The sequence below is a fragment of the Candidatus Moraniibacteriota bacterium genome (assembly GCA_016699425.1).
In the GTDB taxonomy this organism is placed as follows: Bacteria; Patescibacteriota; Minisyncoccia; order Moranbacterales; family UBA1568; genus SSEF01.
The window spans coordinates 20,060-39,835 of record CP064975.1; the positions used below are offsets into that span (position 1 = coordinate 20,060).

18 protein-coding genes and 1 pseudogene are annotated in these 19,776 nt (G+C 54.8%); all 19 read left to right on the plus strand.

The window, feature by feature from the left end; genetic code table 11:
• Positions 1-249: 249 nt before the first annotated feature.
• Entirely contained in the window at positions 250-690 is a 441-nt protein-coding gene (locus IPJ68_00090) for a nucleotidyl transferase AbiEii/AbiGii toxin family protein (protein QQR78677.1), read from the plus strand.
• 317 nt (positions 691-1,007) lie between these two features.
• The gene (locus IPJ68_00095) at positions 1,008-1,844 is read left to right on the plus strand and encodes a hypothetical protein (GenBank protein QQR78678.1); all 837 of its coding nucleotides are present in this window, start codon (positions 1,008-1,010) and stop codon (positions 1,842-1,844) included.
• A gap of 4 nt (positions 1,845-1,848) precedes the next feature.
• On the plus strand, positions 1,849-3,039 hold the full coding sequence (locus tag IPJ68_00100; GenBank protein QQR78679.1) for a hypothetical protein: 1,191 nt from the start codon (positions 1,849-1,851) through the stop codon (positions 3,037-3,039).
• 6 nt (positions 3,040-3,045) lie between these two features.
• Positions 3,046-3,285 (plus strand): hypothetical protein, encoded by a 240-nt coding sequence (locus tag IPJ68_00105; GenBank protein ID QQR78680.1) that lies wholly within the window; start codon positions 3,046-3,048, stop codon positions 3,283-3,285.
• 390 nt (positions 3,286-3,675) lie between these two features.
• Positions 3,676-3,849 (plus strand): hypothetical protein, encoded by a 174-nt coding sequence (locus tag IPJ68_00110; protein QQR78681.1) that lies wholly within the window; start codon positions 3,676-3,678, stop codon positions 3,847-3,849.
• Positions 3,850-3,854: 5 nt separating this feature from the next.
• Positions 3,855-4,010 carry a hypothetical protein gene (locus tag IPJ68_00115; GenBank protein ID QQR78682.1) on the plus strand — a complete coding sequence of 52 codons (156 nt, stop codon included), beginning with the start codon at positions 3,855-3,857 and terminating at the stop codon, positions 4,008-4,010.
• 61 nt (positions 4,011-4,071) lie between these two features.
• Positions 4,072-4,719, plus strand: coding sequence for a LamG domain-containing protein (locus IPJ68_00120; protein QQR78683.1), 648 nt, complete (start codon positions 4,072-4,074; stop codon positions 4,717-4,719).
• A gap of 251 nt (positions 4,720-4,970) precedes the next feature.
• Positions 4,971-5,410 (plus strand): annotated as a pseudogene (gene tnpA, locus IPJ68_00125) (IS200/IS605 family transposase).
• Between the two features lie 178 nt (positions 5,411-5,588).
• Positions 5,589-10,463 (plus strand): VCBS repeat-containing protein, encoded by a 4,875-nt coding sequence (locus tag IPJ68_00130; GenBank protein ID QQR78684.1) that lies wholly within the window; start codon positions 5,589-5,591, stop codon positions 10,461-10,463.
• Positions 10,464-10,531: 68 nt separating this feature from the next.
• A complete protein-coding gene (locus IPJ68_00135) occupies positions 10,532-11,527 on the plus strand; it encodes a hypothetical protein (protein QQR78685.1) in 996 nt (331 codons plus the stop codon).
• Positions 11,418-12,260 (plus strand): hypothetical protein, encoded by an 843-nt coding sequence (locus tag IPJ68_00140; GenBank protein QQR78686.1) that lies wholly within the window; start codon positions 11,418-11,420, stop codon positions 12,258-12,260. The genes IPJ68_00135 and IPJ68_00140 overlap by 110 nt, the downstream gene beginning before the upstream one ends.
• A gap of 7 nt (positions 12,261-12,267) precedes the next feature.
• Positions 12,268-14,334 (plus strand): hypothetical protein, encoded by a 2,067-nt coding sequence (locus IPJ68_00145; protein ID QQR78687.1) that lies wholly within the window; start codon positions 12,268-12,270, stop codon positions 14,332-14,334.
• Positions 14,335-14,352: 18 nt separating this feature from the next.
• A complete protein-coding gene (locus IPJ68_00150) occupies positions 14,353-14,706 on the plus strand; it encodes a hypothetical protein (protein ID QQR78688.1) in 354 nt (117 codons plus the stop codon).
• Positions 14,642-15,199, plus strand: coding sequence for a LamG domain-containing protein (locus IPJ68_00155; GenBank protein QQR78689.1), 558 nt, complete (start codon positions 14,642-14,644; stop codon positions 15,197-15,199). The genes IPJ68_00150 and IPJ68_00155 overlap by 65 nt, the downstream gene beginning before the upstream one ends.
• A gap of 372 nt (positions 15,200-15,571) precedes the next feature.
• Positions 15,572-16,213, plus strand: a complete 642-nt coding sequence (locus tag IPJ68_00160; protein QQR78690.1) for a hypothetical protein — start codon at positions 15,572-15,574, stop codon at positions 16,211-16,213.
• A gap of 35 nt (positions 16,214-16,248) precedes the next feature.
• Positions 16,249-16,827, plus strand: coding sequence for a hypothetical protein (locus IPJ68_00165; GenBank protein ID QQR78691.1), 579 nt, complete (start codon positions 16,249-16,251; stop codon positions 16,825-16,827).
• The gene (locus tag IPJ68_00170; GenBank protein ID QQR78692.1) at positions 16,824-17,573 is read left to right on the plus strand and encodes a nucleotidyl transferase AbiEii/AbiGii toxin family protein; all 750 of its coding nucleotides are present in this window, start codon (positions 16,824-16,826) and stop codon (positions 17,571-17,573) included. Before IPJ68_00165 ends, IPJ68_00170 begins: the two co-directional genes overlap by 4 nt.
• 212 nt (positions 17,574-17,785) lie before the next feature.
• A complete protein-coding gene (locus IPJ68_00175) occupies positions 17,786-18,076 on the plus strand; it encodes a hypothetical protein (GenBank protein QQR78693.1) in 291 nt (96 codons plus the stop codon).
• 39 nt (positions 18,077-18,115) lie between these two features.
• Positions 18,116-19,660, plus strand: a complete 1,545-nt coding sequence (locus IPJ68_00180) for a hypothetical protein (protein QQR78694.1) — start codon at positions 18,116-18,118, stop codon at positions 19,658-19,660.
• The last annotated feature ends 116 nt before the right edge of the window (positions 19,661-19,776 follow it).

A 19,776-nucleotide genomic window follows, 5' to 3' on the forward strand; every position in this document is an offset into this window, starting at 1 on the left:
CTTTCGACAATTTCTCGCACCGTTGTAATCGCATGCAGTAAAGTTCGCCACCCGCCGCGCCGACGGGGCTTGCCGTCGAGTAATCGAAGGCGGGCAGGGTTATTTTTTTTGGGGGGGTACAGTGAGTGTCGCAGTGTTATTTGGAGGTTCGACCTCCAAGTGGATTGGAGGCTGGTTGGATCCATAATCGTATCATTTTGATAAGAATTCCAGCTTGATTGCCAGTCTATTTTTGGCTACAATAGTGGCATGTCTACATATCCGGTCTCAGCGATAGTTTTTCGGCAGAGCCTTTTTTGGGATGCAGATCCCAAAAGACTCGATACCGAGAAAAATGCCCGTTATATCATCGAGCGGGTGCTTGATTTCGGGAACGCTGAAGAGATACGCTGGCTCTTCCAGCGGTATCTCTCGGAACAGGGAAAGTGGGTGACGACGCTTTGGGAAAAGGGGACATTGTACGGACTCTTTCTGGGAGCCAAGGTGAGTTTCATTGCGTATCCTTCTTTTCGTCCCTTGGACGATCGCGTGCGGTATCAGTCTATACACCTTCTCTCGCCGAGGGATATTGCCGCGATGAAGATCGTGGCCGTGAGCCAACGTGGGAAGAAACGTGATTTCTTTGACCTGTACTGGCTGGCGCATCATGGTATCCCTCTGAAAGAGGCGATTCTTGGGGCTTTGGAGTAGTATAGGAATCAGCAACAGAGCCTGCCACATTTCCTGAAGAGTCTCGTGTATTTCGCGGAGGCTGAAGACGATCCGATGCCTGAGATTTCTTTTCAGACTGATTGGCAAATGGTCAAAGAGTATTTCGAAACGAACGTGCCTACCCTGACGAAGGAGTTGCTCCGGCTGGAATAAACGCACGATTTCGGCGATTTTTCATGTCCGTTCATAGCACGGGTACCGTGAACATGAGTGACTCCCAATCACCATTGGTGGTACTCCGACATCACCCCGCCGGCGGCGCCGACAGCGCTCGGGGTACAATAGAAAGGAAACACATGCACAAAACTCTTCTCCCAACACTCAAGGTCGTTTTCTTCCTCGGCCTCTTTCTCCTCTCGAGTCACTCGGTCTCAGCCGCCGGCCGGGTGTTTTCTGATGGGTTCGAGGACGGCACTACAACTCAGTGGACAGATGGTACGACTGCTGGTGCAGAGGGGAAGTGTAACATCGTCACGTCAGCTCTCGACGGCGGTACGGGACCGAAATCCGGCACCAAGATGGCCCGGTGTAACTGGGATGGAACGCAAGGAGCGCTCTACGGACATTCGCATCAAGAGATGGATACGAGCTGGTCCATGGGGAATGAGGCGCTCATACGTTTTCATGTCAGAGTCGATAGCGACGTAGATGTAAAGGCGGGGTCAAAGTTATTCCGGTGGAACGGCTTCAACAGTTTTGGCGCGATCCAGTTCGAGTATGGTAACGGGGCCACACTGTACACGAGATCACACTCAGAAGATGGAACACAGCTTGGACCGACGAACTACGGGGGCGGAAACGCTTTCCGTAACGGTCAATGGCACCAGATCGAGCTGTATATCAAGAAGGGCAGCGGGGGCATCATCAGGGTATGGGTCGATGATGCATTGGTGTCTGAAGGACTAAATATCAACACGAACGATTCAACATGGAATCAGTTTCACATGATGTCGAATTGGTCGCTGAATGACGGCTGGGAGCATGATGCGAACAACCACATGTACTGGGATGAGTTTGAGGTGTATTCGGACACCGGCACGAGCGGCACGGGTTCGCTGTCGGCTGGGACGGCAGCGCAGGGGTCAAGCGACACCACCGCTCCCGCCGCGCCGACCGGGCTTGGGGTACAATAGAGACATGACGAACACGAACCAAAAACTTCTCACCCTTACCACATGCCTTACCTTAAGCTTTTTTAGCCTGGCTGGTTCTGCGTTGGCGGCACCGTCGATCAGTGGCACGTCCGGGACGTGGTCGCATGGTGGATCGGTGACGGTTAATGGTTCGGCTTTTGGGAGTAAGTCACCTGCGGCTCCGCTCGTGTGGGATCACGGGCAGTATGCCAATTTCACAGCAGCAGGATACGTCGGAGCTTGGCCGAATACTGGGCCAGGAGCGTCGAACATTGTGTATTCAACTGGCGTAAGTGGGGTCGTGATGCCACATGCGCGCACCACGACGTACGCAACAGGGTCACACCTTGGCGTGAACGACGAGACAGGCGGCAACAACGTCCAACTCTGGACAACGTTCAACAAATCCAACGGTCAGCGGGTGTATGTGTCGTGGTACTCACGGCTAGACCCTGCGTGGCAGGGTGGGCTCGGCTCGCCATCAGACGGAAACTTTAAGACCTTTGGGTATTCCGGCGGCGGATACGGCCTGATCGTTTCGGGGGGAACAAATTGGTACCACGCGGGGTTCCTGAACCCAGCGAGTTCCGATGCCCAGTATATAATCAACGACGATAACGGATCGACGCTTGATAACCCGGACGCAAACGGCGACAACTCATTTCATGAAAACATGGTATCTCCCGGTAAGGGGTCGGCTAGTGACGCGTCGAAGTGGGTTAAAAATGAGGTCGAGATGCGGATTTACTCTACCAGCGGCCTGGGCGGCGGTTACGTAAAGGCATGGGATAACGGCGTCCTAGGAATCAACTATGTGGGCAAGACGGACAACTGGTCCGGTACGTCGCGTAGCATCGGCGTAGGCGGATACGCTCGCGCGCAGGGCGCCACGACTCAGCGTCGCTACTTTGCCGATGTCTATATCGATACCAGCGCAGCTCGGGTGCTGCTGTGTCAGGGGTCTACTCTTGCGTCGCGCGGGGTGTGTGAGCCGCAGCCGCCGACGGCGTGGGGCGCATCGAGTGTAGCGGTTACGGTAAATGCCGGGAGATTCACGGACGGCTCGACAGCATACTTGTACGTTTGTGACGATATTGGTTTATGCAATGCCAACGGCACAGCCATCACGATAGCCGGAAGTGGCGGGGGAGACACCACCCCACCCGCGGCTCCGACGGGGCTGGGGGTACAATAAAACCATATGCATAAAACACAGCGGCTTGCATCTCTCTCGGTCTTTGGCATCATCCTCGGCCTCTTTCTCCTCTGGAGTCACTCGGTCTCAGCCGCCGGCCGGGGGGTTTCGGATGGGTTCGAGGGCGGCACTACAACTCTTGGGCAGCTGGTACGACTACTGGTTCTGACGGCAAGTGTGATGTCGTCTCGAGTGGCCCTCGACGGCGGATACGGCAGACGGTGGATCCAAAATGGCGCGATGTAATTGGGACGGGACTCAAGGAACTCTACGGCCACCGCAGCCAGAGATGATCAAGCGCGCCTGGTCGAAGTCGCGCGCTTCATCCGGTTCTGGGCGCTCGACAGCGATGTGGATTAAAGCAGGGCAAAGCTTTTCCGGCCTGGGGCCGTTAGTTTTTCAGGATTCCAGTTTGAATACGGGAGGGGCTACCCTTCTTTCCACTATTTACAAGAGCGATTCAACCCAGCTTGGCACAACGAATTGGGGCGGTCCGAGGTGAGGGACGGTCATGGCACCTATCGAAATCTACTTGTTGGAATCAACACGGTCAGAATAAGGGCATTGCACGAATATGGGTAGACGAGGCTTGTGTTGGGACAAGGGGCAGCTGGGCCGGTTTTCACATGATATCAATTGGTCACTGAATCAGGCTGGGATCACGACGCGAACAATCACACGTACTGGGATGATTTTGAGTTTCCGACACGGGACGGCACTGGTTCGATGTCGGCAGGGACGATCCAGGGCAGCGACACCACCCCGCCAGCGCGCCGACAGGGTTGGTGGTACAATAACGCAAAGAGATAATACCTATGCATAAATCGATGAGAGTTCGACACCTCGCTTGTTTGGTGGTAGTTCTCGGTGTGGGCATGGCTTTCGTTCCGTCTACTCAGGCGGTTGATTACCTCGGATCGACCGGAGTAGGGGAAACCTGGGAGACTCCGACCACCATCCCGACGAACTAGCCCTATCAGCAGTCCGCTTCGAACAGCTGTTCGCAGGCGAGTTGGAACGGCTGGGCAGGACGTGGCCTGGGGTGATACCTCGACCGAAGTGAAGGACACTTCCAGCAATGCCAATCACGGCGATGCAACCAATATGTCCGCTGCCTCCGTCACTCCGGGTCGTATCGGGCAGGCACTCTCTTTTGACGGGACGGATGACACTGTCCTCGTCACGGACCCGGGGAGCGGCGTACTCGACTTCGGTGACACGGCGGACCTTACTGTTTCTGGGTGGTTCTACCGTGGCACGGCGACGACAGACGATACGATAGTCGCCAAGCGTAACGGCATCACAGCCGGTGATACCGGGTATCTGGTTTTTATTGATGATGCGACCGATAAGCTTATTTTTGAGACCTCAGACGGAACGGATGAGTATAGCCTCACTTCGAGTGCGGCCTTTACTGCGGCCGGCTGGTATCATTTCGTCGTCGTGTGGGATCAGGACTCGGCGGCCAATTCCGAAATCTATATCGACGGTGCGGCAGATGGCGCGACCGATGCGGGTACCATAGGCAATATTGGCGATCTTTCCAATGCTTTGGCTCTGGCGATCGGAACGGAGTCTGATGCCGCCAACCCCTTTGATGGCAAGATCGATGACATCCGTGTGTATAGTCGAGCCTTGTCGACTGCTGAAGTAACGGAACTCTATAACCTGGGACGATAAAAGAAGGCTATGAAAACCTACAGAGTGAGGCTTAGACTATCACGGTAGTGTGCCCCTACTGCTTGCGTTAGTTCGAGAGGCGTGTAATAAACGCATCGTTTTGACGCGGTTTGACGGGCTATGTATACTAATAGCGAAGGGCTGGGTATTGACAAGGTCGACCCATAGCCATTTTTTTCTAAGGTCCCACTTTGGGGGGGGTGAGTTCCCTCGCCTTCAGGCGATAACTTCCAGTACGATATACTGAAAGTATGACCACTGAATATCGAAAGTCTTCCCACTCCGTCTTCAGTATCCAACTCCACATCGCCTGGATTACCAAGTACCGCTACAAGGTCCTGAAGGGTGAGATTGGACAAAGAGCCAGAGACCTCATCCGGCGCATCTGTATCGAAGAGAATGTCGAGATCATCTCTGGTGCGTTGCTCCTGATCATGTCCACATTCTCGTCTCAGTCGACCCCTCGACCGCTCGAGCACCCTGGTCAAATGGAAAGGCAAGACATCCCGACAACTCCAGATGGAATACCCTTCACTCAAGAAACAGTACTGGGGCAGCACCTGTGGGCGAGAGGCTACTTTGTCGTCAGTGCCGGCAATGTCACCAAAGATATGATTAGGAATATATCGAACACCATTTTGAATCGAAAGAGACCGAAGATAGTTTCCGGGTCGAGGAGACGAGTTCCTAGATTTCCAATCTAATCCCAATCTGTGCACTTCCAGTGCACAGTGGTTGAAATGTTCGGATTTTTTTAATAAACCATACCGTATGCAGTATCGAAACAGAGACGCCGTTTTGGAATCAGAGAAAGGATGTGGGATAGATCGATGTACTAGACAGCAGCGTGTTTCCGTCGGACTCACCTCTTGTTTGATATTCTTGGGTTTCGGTTTATTTTTTGTCCCAGGTGTTTCTCTGCGACGCCTGTTTTTGATGAGACGACCATCGACGTTACGACGAGCGGTGATGTGAAGGCGGCGGGCGATATCAACAACGATGGCTTCCCTGATGTCATCATGGGTGGGGCAGAGATGAGCTGGTATGAATATCCCGCGTGGACGAAACATACGATCGCCACGGCAATTGAGGAATTTACTACTGACATGCAGGTTGTCGATGTTGATCTCGACGGAGACCTCGACATTGTGACGGCCGAGTTCGTCGCGGGCTCCAATGTCATCTGGCTGGAGAATCCTCTTCCAAGTGCCAGTCCCGCCACCACGCCGTGGACACGACACGTGATCGGTTCGCATGGCACGTGGGCCCATGATATTGAAGTCGGCGATGTCGATCGCGACGGAAAAGTTGACGTCATTGCACGCAAGGCGAACACCTCTATTATCTTCCAGGACACGCCAACCACGTGGACACAAAAAGATATCACGAGCGCAGTAGGAGGGGATGAAGGACTCGGCATCGGCGATGTCGACCGCGACGGCGATATCGATCTGGTGGCAGACGGAGCATGGATCGAGAATCCCACCCATACCCGTACCGGAACGTGGACAGTGCATGCTGTGGCGAGCGGTTTTCCGGCGGACACGACCGGCACGGTGGCTGATATCAATGGTGACACGCGTCCCGATATCGTGTTCATCGGTCAGCACGCGCGGGGAAAATTCGCATGGTATGAAGGACCGGCAGATCCGTTCTCAGGAGCCTGGATCGAGCATGTCGTCGATACCGCCATGGGAAGTCACAAGCTGAGTATCGGTGATGTCGATCGTGACGGCCGGCTCGATATCGTTGCGGGACTTGAGTTGCTTGAACTCGCGGTGTATACACAGGCGCCCGACACGACCTTCACGAAAACTATCGTCTCGACGGTTGGTACGCACAATCAGCGGCTCGTCGATATCGGGAGCGATGGCGACCTCGACATCTTTGGTGCGAACTGGATCGGAAACCCTCCGACGACGATCTGGGAAAACGTGACGAACTTCACCGCGTCGCTCGATCAGTGGACATACGTGGAAGTCACCGGCAGTCATTCGCAGACATTCGGATTGAACTTTGGCGACATGGACAATGATGGAAAGCGCGACATTGTCTCGGGACAGCATTGGTACAAGAATCCGGGCGGCGATCTGACCGGTGCGTGGACACAGTCGGCAGCTTTGCCGAACGCGATCGAGGCGATGCTGGTCGGCGATGTCGACGGCGATGCCTTGGCCGATGTGATCGGACAAAAGACCGAAGGAAGCGTGCTCGCCCTCTACTGGCTCGAGGCGGCGAATACTTCAGGGACAAGCTGGAATGCCGTCCGCATGGGCGATGTGCCGGCCACAAGCCATGTCTTAGGCGCGCAGGGATACCGCTTTGCTGATCTGCGTTCAGGTGGGAGACCGGAGATCGTGACATCGAGCAGCGTGGGAATTTGGTATTTCACGATCCCGCTTAATCCCGCAGTCGATCCCTGGACCAAGGTGCAGGTGAACGCTAATCCCTCCGATGAAGGGTTCGGTGCGGCTGATATCGATCATGACGGCGACATCGACATTGCCGCTGGGACGGGTGATACCAAGCTCGTCGAGTGGTACCGCAATCCCGGGACAGGTCTTGGCAATTGGCAGTCTTTCACGATCGGCAATATGAACGAAGCGGTCTACCCCGATCGTTTCGCGGTGGCTGACTTGAACGGCGATAATCGTCCCGATATCATCGGCACGGAAGAAAACGGCGTGGCCTCGGGTGCGCAGACGTTTTGGTGGGAAGCGCCGGCTGATCCGACCACGGCTAACTGGGTGCGTCACGCGCTGGTCGCGCAGGGGAGTACCAACGCCATGGATATCGGCGATATCGATCGCGACGGTGACATCGACATCGTGCTTGGTGAGCACAAGGGCTCGCTCAAGACGGCGGTCTGGCAGAATAGTGGTACGGGCGCGTTTACTGAACATGTCGTGGGATCCGGTAAAGAGGCGCACCTCGGTGCACGCGTGGTCGATATCGACCAAGACGGCGACGACGATCTCGTGAGTATCGCTTATGACACGCCGCAGTTCATCCATCTCTACCGTAATGACGCGTCGGGAATCCCGACTCCTCCCGACACGACTTCCCCGGTGATTTCAGGTGTGAGTGCGACGAGCATTGCTAGTGCGAGTGCGAACATCGTGTGGACGACAGACGAAGCTGCGAATGGGCAAGTGGAATATGGCACGACGGCTGCCTATGGACAACTCTCCACGCTCCAGAGCGCTCTTACGCAGAACCACGATATCGCTCTCCCTAATCTGACGGCCAATACGCTCTACCACTATCGCGTGCACAGTGCCGATGGTTCCGGGAACACATCCGTCTCCGGCGACTTCACCTTTACCACGACGAACCAGCCTGCCCTTCCGGGTCTGGTCGCTGCCTATAACTTTAATGCAGGGAGTGGCACGACGGCAGCCGATTTCTCGGGTAACAATATCACGGGCACATTGGTGAACGGTCCTTCATGGACAACGGCAGGGAAAAACGATGGCGCGCTCTCGTTTGATGGCGCGAATGATTATGTGAACCTCGGCGCATCCAGCGCGCTGCAGCTTCCCGGAAGTTTTACGCTCTCTGCCTGGGTCTATCCGACAACGTTTTCCGGTGATCGTGACATCATCACCAGGGTGAGCGCGGTTTCCTCCGAATATCACCTGCAGACTACCGGCACCCAGATTCAAGTCGGGTTTTCCAGCGGTGGGAGCTGGTACTATCAGAACGCTTCGACCGCCAGTATGCCACTCAATGCGTGGAGTCATGTGGTCAGCGTCTTTGATGATGCGAATAATACCTTCACGATGTATATCAACGGTGTCCTGCAAGGGACGCAGTCGGTCGCTGCATCGCCCGCTCCCAGTACCAATGAAACGCACATCGGCATGGGCTGGACCGGCCAGTCATGGAGCGGCAAGATCGATGATGTCCGTGTCTACAACCGCGCACTCATAGCGAGTGAGATCGCGACGGATATGAATACGCCCGTAGGAGGCCCCGTCGTCGATACGACGCCGCCAGTACGGACCAACGGCGCGCCGACAGGGACACTCCCGGAGACGACCACGCAGGCCACTCTGTCGCTTGTGACCGATGAAAACGCAACCTGCAAATACGGCACGACGGCGAATACTGCCTATGCTGCTATGACCGCGGTGATGGGCACGACGGGCGGGGCGAATCATTCCACAGCGGTTACCGTTACTGCCGGAACTGCGTACACCTACTTTGTGCGTTGCGAGGATACGGCCGGCAATCAGAACACGACAGACTACGACATCACCTTTGCTGTCGCGGCGCCGGATACGGTAGCGCCGACCGTTTCTATCACGTCTCCTGCAAATGGTGCGATCGTCGCCGGAACCGTGGCAGTCGCCGCCAACGCCTCTGATGACCGGGGAGTGGCTTCTGTTGAATTCAGTGTCGATGCCGTCTCGCATGCTACCGACACGACCACACCGTTCACGGCGAATGTTGACACGCTGCTTCTCTCGGAGGGGACGCATACGCTCTCCGCTCGCGCGCTCGATGCGGCCGGCAATGAAAATACCGCGACGGTCACAGTAACGGTGCAAAATACCGACACGGTCGTCCCAAGTATGCCGACGAATCTGCTCTCTACGGCGGTTTCGACGACGCAGATCAATCTCGCTTGGAACGCGAGTACTGACAACGTCGGTGTCACCGGATACCGCATATGGAGGAATGGTGTTTCGGTCGCGACGACGACCGTGCTCTCCTACCAAGATACCGGACTGACTCCGTCAACGGCGTACACGTATGCCGTGAGCGCCTTTGATGCGGCGGGGAATGAGTCGGCACTGTCCGCGACTGCTTCTGCCACGACGCTCACTCCGGATACGACCGCCCCGGTGATCAGTGCCATCACTGCAGCCGCAATCACTACCACAGGAGCTACGATAACTTGGACGACGAACGAAGCCGCGGATACTCAAGTGGAGTATGGGGCGACCACAAGTTATGGACAGTCGACGACACTCAATACGGCTATGCTCACGAGTCATAGTCAGAATCTTTCCGGACTCTCTCCCGGCACGCTCTATCACTATCGCGTGAAGTCGAGGGACGCGGCGGGGAATCTGGCCGTGTCAGGCGATATGACATTGACGACCACATCGGCCCCGACCGGACTGATCGGACACTGGAAGTTTGATGAGGGGACTGGTACCACGACGAGCGACGCTTCATCGAACGGGTATAGTGGCACGCTCACCAATGGTCCGGCATGGACGACGGGGAAAGTCGGTAGCGCGCTCAATTTCGACGGTGCCAATGATTACGTCAACATGGGGTCGCAGACCGGGCTTCGGCTCCCAGGGAGCTTCACGCTTGCCGCCTGGGTCTATCCCACGACACTCTCCGGAGACCGCGACATCATCACCAAGGTGAATCCAAGCTCGTCGGAGTATCATTTTCAGGTGACGGACAACAAGCTGCAGCTCGGATTCTCGAACGGGAGCAATAACTGGTACTATTATGAAGTTCCCACTACCGGTATGTCGCTCAACGCCTGGAGTCATGTTGCCGGTGTCTTCGATGACGCGGGCAATGTCATGAGAATCTATATCAACGGCGTGGCACAGGGGTCTAAGGCAGTGACCGCCTCTCCGGTCGTGGGTACGAGCCAGGTGCGTGTCGGTATGGGTTGGAACGGCCAGTCATGGAAGGGGAAGATCGATGATGCGCGTATCTATAGCCGCGCCCTCTCCGCGAGTGAGATCACCGCGCTTGCCACAGGCAACTGAGTCCATCTCTATCACATTTGGACTTTGACCGCTCGGAGACAATTCAAACAGTTCAAACCAATGATGGCATGAGACGATCGTTTCTCATCACCCTCTACTCTCTCCCTCTTTTCGTGGGCCTTTTCTTCGCGAGTGACGCCTCCGCCGCCGGGCGGGTGTTCTATGACGGCTGGGAGAGTGGGAATGCGAATGCGTGGGTGTCTGGAGGTACGGGGATATATGGCAAATGTGATGTCGTCACGTCGGCGCTGGACGGCGGGGTTGGCCCACTGTCCGGCACGAAGATGGCTCGATGTAACTGGGACGGCACGGCAGGACCCTTCGGGCACCAGAATCAGGCAATGGCAATTTCAGGGTGGTCAAAGAGCCGCGAGATGCTCATTCGGTTTTGGACGCGTGTCGATAGTGACGTGGACGTTGCAAAGGGAGCAAAGCTTTTTCGCGGGCCGGGGGGCACGAGTTATTCAGGCTGGCAGTTTGAAGAAGGTGCGGTGGCAGCGCTTTTCTCGGCGCTCTTCAAATCAAATGCTCAGTCGATTGGGAGCGCCAATTATGGTTGCTCTGCGCAACCAGGGTATAACTACGACCCGCCGATCCGCAACGGCAACTGGCATCAGATCGAAATATATCTCAAGGAATCGACTTCTGGCAGTACCAACGGGGAGGCTCGGATCTGGGTAGACGATAAACTTTGTTGGGAGGCATTGAATCAGAATACGGATGATCCGCTCGGACCATCCTATTGGGCTGATTTCCACGTGATGTCGAATTGGTCGCTGACCGAAGTCGACTGGGCGCACGATGCCAACAATCACATTTATTGGGACGACTTCGAGGTGTACTCCGACACCGGCACCGGTGGCACTGGCACCCTGTCAGCTGGCACGATGACACAGGGGAGTACCGACACCACCCGCCGGCGGCTCCGACGGGACTGGGAGTACAATAGAAAATATGAACAGGATATTTCTCGCACTTTTCGGTATCACCCTCGCTCTCGGATTCTTTTTCCTCTCTCCACATTCAGCCTTAGCCGCGGGGCGGGTGCTGACAGACGGTTTTGAGTCCGGCAACAATAATCTCTGGTCGCAGAATCCGTTAGGCAAGAACAAATGCCCTGTCGTCATCCAATCGACGTCGGTCGGAAGTGTCGCACCGCATACCGGTAGCTACGCGGCCCAGTGTAATTGGACGAACCTCGACTGGCAGGATCCCAACTTTTATAACGCCAATTTTTTTGAATCCAGTAACTACACCTCAGATGTCTTTATTCGTTTTTGGGTCCGCTACGACAATGATGTGGACTTAAACACTGGTTCTAAACTACTACGTTTTGGTGATCTTGGTGGTTCGTTTTGTGACTTCCAATTGGAACAGGGAGTGAGTGCAGGAGTTATTTGTCAGATATATGCCGTCCGCGGAGGAAATGCCAATTGGCTCAGTCCCAACTGCTACTCAGCGGCGACAAACATCAGGCAGTGGAACAAATTTGAGATCTATATAAAAGAGGGCGTTAGTGGTCAGGCAAAAGTGTGGCTCAATGATAATTTATTCTGTGACCGAAGCGGCAACACGACCCAAGACGAGTCATGGGCGCGTGTGAACGCCGTTTCAAATTGGTCCAATGAAGTCGGTTGGGAACACGACATGAATAATCATACGTACTTCGACGATTGGGAAATCTGGACCGACAATGCCAATGAAGCACACACGGGCACGATGGCAGGCGGTGACATCGCCGCCAACGGCACCGACACCACCCCACCCGCCGCGCCGACGGGACTGGGGGTACAATAAACTCATCATGACCACTGCAAAATACAAATCAATCTTTCTGGCTGTTTTTTTACCCCTCCTCTTCTTCAGCTTGGCAAAAATTGCACTCGCTGCTCCCTCTATCAGTGGCACCAGTGGAACGTGGTCGCACGGCGGCAGCGTGACGGTCAACGGGTCGGCCTTTGGGACCAAGACCACGGCCGCGCCGCTTGTTTGGGATGATGCGACAGGGGGGACGCTGCTGGACAAGTGGGATGGCAAATACCCAAATTGCACAACCGACCATCGGTACGACCCAAACTACACGACCAGCATTCGGGGGATCTCGCTGCCGCATGCCCGTGCGACGAAATACATAGCTGGCGCGCATGCGAGTACAGGATCGGCGAATTCAGAATGCGGTTATGACGTAGGGTTTTGGAAGTTTCGGCCTACGATGCCTGGCTATCCGTCGTATACCTACTTTAGCTACTATTTTCGGGTCGATGACAACTTCCAGTTCGGCCTGAACGACGGGGACAACAACTTCAAAATGGCGTCCGTCGATCAGGGCCATGTCGCGGCGTTGGGTAGTCCGTACACCATGTCGGTCAACATCGGCGTGCCCTATTCACCCCCTGGATCCCCGCAGTACGTCATTTATTCGACCAACGAACGATTCGACATCCCTGATCTGAACGGGCACAGCGGATTCTGGAATTTCAACGGGAATGATTGGTGGTCAGGGGTATGGACGAAAATAGAATACGAATACAAACATTCCACGCCCGGCACGGACGGGTGGCTAAAAGTTTGGGAAGACGGCCGCGTGCTGGTCGATTACAGGGGGCGTTTCGGCCTGCCGCCGCCTGAGAATGACCTGACGCAAACGCATCTTATTGGGGGTTACTCGCGTAATTACCAGATCAACACCACAACTGGAACTAACTACCGGTATTACGCCGATGTGTACTACGACACGTCCGCGGCGCGTGTCCTTTTGTGCCAGAACAACACATACTCATCGAGAGGAATTTGCGAGAACCAGCGCGCGACCTCTTGGGCTAGCGGCTCGATTGCGACGACAGTCAATGCCGGCCGGTTCGCTAACGCGAGTACGGCTTATCTGTATGTGTGCGACGACGCCGGGGCATGCAACGCCAACGGAACGGCGATCGTCATTGCAGCTGGCGGCGGCGGGGACACCACTCCTCCTTCCGCGCCGACCGGACTGGGGTACAATAGAGACATCATGAAAAACTCATTTCAGAAATCATTTCTTATTCTTTTCACGCTCGCTTTAGGTTTGTCACTAGACTCAAGCAGCGCGTTCGCCGCCGGCCGGGTGTTTTCTGATGGCTTCGAGGACGGTACGACGAATGCTTGGGCACCCGGCGAGAGTAGTGGTTATTACGCCAAGTGTGATGTCGTCTCGAGTGCCCTCGATGGCGTGATAGGCCCGCACGGTGGCTCGAACATGGCACGCTGTAATTGGGACGGGACTCAAGGAACTTATGGCCACCGCAGCCAGGAGATGATCAAGAGCGCTTGGTCGAAGTCGCGCGAAAGCTTCATCCGGTTCTGGGTGCGCATCGACAGTGATGTGGATTACAAACAGGGAGCTAAGCTGTTTCGCGGTCCTGGGGCCGTTAGTTTTTCAGGATTCCAGTTTGAATACGGGACAGGGGCTACCCTTCTTTCCACTATTTACAAGAGCGATTCAACCCAGATTGGCACAACGAATTGGGGCTGTGGTCCTGAGGTGAGGGACGGTGCATGGCACTCTATCGAAATCTACTTGTTGGAATCAACACCTAGTCAGAATAATGGCATTGCACGAATATGGGTAGACGACGGCTTGTGTTGGGAAGCGACAAGTGTCAATACCGACGACCCGCTGGGGGCCGGGTACTGGGCCGATTTTCATATGATATCCAATTGGTCACTGAATCCAGGTTGGGATCACGACGCGAATAATCACACGTACTGGGATGATTTTGAGATTTTCTCTGACACGGGTACCGGCATGACTGGTTCGATGTCGGCAGGGACGATCACTCAGGGGGGCAGTGATACCACCCCGCCAGCTGCGCCGACAGGGTTGGTGGTACAATAACGCAAAGAGATAATACCTATGCATAAATCGATGAGAGTTCGACACCTCGCTTGTTTGGTGGTAGTTCTCGGTGTGGGCATGGCTTTCGTTCCGTCTACTCAGGCGGTTGATTACCTCGGATCGACCGGAGTAGGGGAAACCTGGGAGACTCCGACCACCATCCCGACGAACTGGCCCTATCAGCAGTCCGCTTCGAACAGCTGTTCGCAGGCGAGTTGGAACGGCTGGGCAGGACGTGGCCTGGGGCGATACGACGACCGAAGTGAAGGACACCTCCGGCAACGGGGACCACGGCGACGCGACGAATATGTCGACTGCTTCCGCCACTCCGGGTCGTATCGGGCAGGCGCTGAACTTCGACGGAGTGAATGACTATATTGCATTGGGGTCACCTGCTGTACTGGACGATATCGTCAATCTGACAACATGCGCGTGGGTCAACCCGGACGGTACGGCTGATGGGAGTATCGTCACCAAGGATGATTCTACAACCGGCTGGAACGTGTACTACACTGAGGCGGATGGTCGCGCACGCTTCGTACGGGGGTGGTCGGGCGGTGACGCTTTTTGGCAGACGGGCAGTGGGGTAATTCCAGATAGTACATGGACGCATATTTGTCTCTCATACAACGATAGTTCAACCACCAATGATCCAGCGTTCTACATCAATGGCGCCCTGGTCTCGTCCACGGAAACGGTAGCTCCGTCCGGGACGCCCAATAGCGATGCGACCTTCGTAGGGGCGATTGGGTCATATGGCAATGGCTTGAATGATTTTTTCGACGGCAAGATCGACGAAGTCCGGGTGTACAACCGGGTGATCACGTCCGCCGAAGTGACTCAGCTGTATAATCTGGGGCGGTAGCCTCTTATAAAAATGAATGAGCAGTACTGCAGCGACACCACAGCGCCTGCTGTGCCGAGGGGGCTCGGAGTACAGTGATTTGAAATGGTATGACTGGAAATTCCTTCGGAAGGAGACGAGCTTCAGTGGCAGTCGTGGTCATCAGTCTATTCGTTGCACCATCGGCGGCGGAAGCTACAGTCTACATTAACCAAAATGCTGAATCCCTCACGTGTGGAGCGAATATTCCGGAGTCAGTTTTTTGGCCGGGGGGCGATGGGAATCCAACGGCGGCCACGGGGCATGTGAATTGTGGAGGTGCTCCTCAAGGCAATAAGTATTTTGAGTGGACCACGGTTGCCGGGCAGGGGGACGGCGGGAAATTCAACTCCCGTGGGACCCACGAGACCGACCCCGAATTTGCTCGGGACGACGATTTACCTCGGCATGTATTTTAATTTCACTCGGATCAACGGGGTGGATATATGGTACAAGCCTGGAAATGATACCGGCGATAAAGGAACTGAATTATTTGGAAATGGTATTCGCTGGGATATCGGTCAAGGGTGGGGCACGTGGGGTGGTACGCAAGGATCAGTCGGACACTATACGATATGGGAAGCGAATCCGTCGTTTCACCTCAACCCTTCAATCGAATACTATGATGCGATTCCCAATAATCGAGGGGGGTATGGAGTAGGGCATTCCGTGCAGCTCGCGTATGACACCTGGCACTCACTCGTCCGAGTGATCAGGTTTTCGAATACCAATACGGGGTACGTTGCATTGTATGCTGATGGTGTCCTTATTTCAGAATATGACAATATAATCACTGCAGCGAACAATACTCCAGACATCGACATCATCGGACTCGGTGGAACGATGTGTCAGCCAGCGTATGATTGCCCGCCCCATCACCGAAGATATGATGCATTCTTACTCACCGACAGCTGGCAAGATATCGTAAACGGTGGTTATCTCGGTGGGAGTGACACCACCCCTCCTGCGGCGCCGACAGCGCTCGGGGTGCAGTGATTGCGCGAGACACGATGTCATGTTAATCTGTACGTATGAGTACAGAAAAAATGGACGGTAAAAACGAGCGATTCACGTACTTGGCTCGCTCCGGCGAGACGGTGTTCCATGCGCGTGACCTGGCTAACTTGTGGGGAATCACCAGCGCGAATACGCTCTATACGACGCTCAAACGATATGCTCAAACCGGGGTACTGTTTCGTATCTACAAGGGTTTCTACTCTCTCCACCCACCATCAGAGATCAATCCGTATCTCCTGGGTGTTAAAGCACTGCATCAATACGCCTACGTCAGTACCGAAACAATCCTGAGCCGCGAGGGCATCATCAATCAGCCGATGCGACACATCACTCTGGTGAGCGCACAATCGAAACATCTGACCATCGGGCAACGACAGTATCTTTCCAGAAGATTGCGGGCCGCTTTCTTGTTTAATAATGCCGGTGTCGTTGAGAAGGACGGAGTGTACTTTGCAAGTGTCGAGCGGGCGGTTGCCGATATGCTCTATTTCAACCCACGTTTTCATTTCGATGCAGAGGCACTTATTGACTGGAAAAAGGTCAGGCGAGTGCAACAGCAAGTGGGGTATTTGCCAATAACGAGAAATATATGATATTACCCCACCCCGAAGATGCCATTCATAAGGCCTGGCTGTACCGGCTCCTCTCCGCATTGGTCGACGATATGATGCTCGCTTCCGTCTTGCGTTTCAAGGGCGGGACATGTGCCGCTATGCTCGGCTATCTGGACCGATTTTCCGTTGATCTGGATTTCGATCTTGTCGTAGCGACCGCAGAAGCACTTCCATCTATCCGAGAGAAGATGGAAGCGGTATTTACTGGCCTCGGATTGGAGATCAAGGATGCGAGCAAAAATACCGCACAATATTTCTTGCGGTACCCTGTCGTGGGAAACAAGAGAAACTCGCTGAAGGTGGACGTCACCTTTCCGCCGGTATCCGCGAACAAATACCAGACGGTGCGTTTGCCAGAAATTGACCGACTGGTCGCGTGTCAGAGCGTCGAGACGATGTTTGCGAACAAGCTCGTGGCCCTGATTGACCGTTACGAAAAGAACGAGTCGTTGGCCGGAAGGGACGTGTATGACATCCATCATTTCTTTTTGCGCGGTTTTCGGTACACCGATGAGGTGATTCGAGAGAGGCGCGGGACGGATTTGGAGACATTTTTTCGACAGCTTTTTAATTTTGTGGAAAAGCATGTCACCGAGAAAGTGCTTACGGAAGATCTGAATTCGCTTCTCCCATATGCGGAGTTTTCTAAACTGCGCAAAGTATTAAAACAAGAGACGCTGATGTTTTTGCATGATGAGCGGACGCGGGTGTGCGGGAAGAAATAGTCCGCGGTGCCTACCTCTTGAGAAACAGCAGCAACATTGCAGTTGTCAGCGTTCAATTTAAGTTCGATGGTACCAACCTCTCCGTCGAAGACACCACCCCTTCCGACACCACTCCTCCCACCTCACCGACGAGTCTCGCCGTCGAGTAATTGGAGGCGGTCGGGGGGTATGATTGGCAGTGTTATTTGGAGGTCGAACCTCCAAATGAAAATGTGCAGTTCAAGTTCCAGTATAATTCAGGCAGCGGATCACCCGGGACTGGGAACACGGCAATCTGGATCGACGATACCCAGATTTATACGGCGACGGATGACTGGGTCGATGGGAACAAGGGCTTTAACTATATCCTCCTCTCGGACTTCTTCTCGGATCGGGATGGATCGAGCTTCACCGCTCAGATCGATTTTGATGACTTGCGTGTGACTGACACTCGCCCTGCGATGCCGAGCGGCGGTGGCGACACCACCCCGCCAGCTGCGCCGACGGGGCTCGCCAGAGAGTAACCCTCGGAGGCCGACTGGGTTGGGGGTACAATGAAAACTATGCGTTTGAAGAGTTCGGGTCTATTGTTTCAGCTGCCACATAAGTCTGTCATATGCGGAGTGTTTCTCTTCGCCTTGGTCGGACTGTTTGCATTCTCAGGAATGATCGCGCAGGCCGCGACATACTATGTCGGCAAATCCGGTTCAAACAGCAACACGTGCGGGACGGCGACGAGTAGCACGGCAGCTAACCGGAAATTGACGGTATCGGCCGGACTGGGCTGCTTGTCTGCCGGCGATACCCTTACGATTGGCGATGGCACGTACAGCGAAACGCTGCAATCGATTCCCAATGGCACGTCCGGCAACTACATTGTCGTTCGCGCCGAGAATAATCACAGCGTTGTGATGACCGGGTTGTCGATGATCAACACCGATGCCTATATCAATGTCATTGGCATCAATTTTCGCAGCGGCAACAACGGTAAAGAAATCCTCGGCAATCATCTGAAGTTCCAGAAGTGCGAATTCCGTGGCGGGGCGTCGAGCGGTAACCAAGTCAATTTGCTCATTGGCTCAAACGACTTCAACGACACTGCCGACATTCTGCTTGAAGACATCGTGGTGCACGGAGTGGCAAACGGGCGCTACAACGTCCTCGTCTACAACGCTGATCGCGTGGTGCTGCGACGTGCCGTGATCCGCCACGACGGCGGTTGGACCGGGCCGAGCAACCCGTCAAGCGGAATCAATTTCTACGTCAGCAGCGACTCATGGTGCCTCAACTGCGTCGTGCTGGACTCGCTCGCCTCGCTCGACTGGTCAGGCGCGTTCTACATGGTCAAAAACTCGTCGGTGGCGCATGCCAACAATGGTAACGGCATCGTCGGATCAATCATCCTCAATAATCCCGACCTGGGCCTGCGGATGGATGCATCGGCCTCGGGGAATGACATCAGCAACGTGACGTTGACGGACAATGTGCTGTGGGACAACGCCAACGGTGGCATTGCAATGTGTTGTGCCGGCAGTGTCACATCGACCTCGACGCGGCTCACCATTGGACGCAGTACCGTGACGTTGTCCGGTGATTGGAAGGGCGGTATCGGCGATTTTTCAGCTGGGTCGAACACAGCAATCAGCTCGATCTTCCACGATATAGATGCGGATGTCAGCGGCATGACTGCCACTTACTGCGACACGTTTTCCAACCTATCGACCAACTGTTCGACAACTGGCCGACAGACCTACGATCCACTGAGTAATGGCTTGCTCTACCTGCCGCGCATCGAAGCAGCGTCGAACCTCAAGACAGCGGGCAGTGGTGGCGGGCAGCTCGGGGCGCAGATCGTCAACAAGATTGGTACTGACGGCACGCTGCAGGGCGAGAGCGGCTGGAATACGGACACGGGAAATGTGCTGTGGCCGTGGCCCGACGAATCGTGGGTTAAACAGGTGATGTGCACAGATGTGAGCATCACGCGCGGATTTTGTGGCAGTGCGTCGCTCACTCAGTACATCATGAACTACCTCGGTAACGGTAACCCGTATAGTGGCACCGACACTACTCCTCCCGCTGCGCCGACGGGGTTGGGAGTGAATTGAGGAGAGAGGGTTTTTCAATGCCCGATTCACAGTTTTCAATGAAGACGAATTGAACCGATAGTTCAATCATGTGCCTTGCTCCTCGGCTAATTCCGTGTCATACTGCTTTCGCCGTA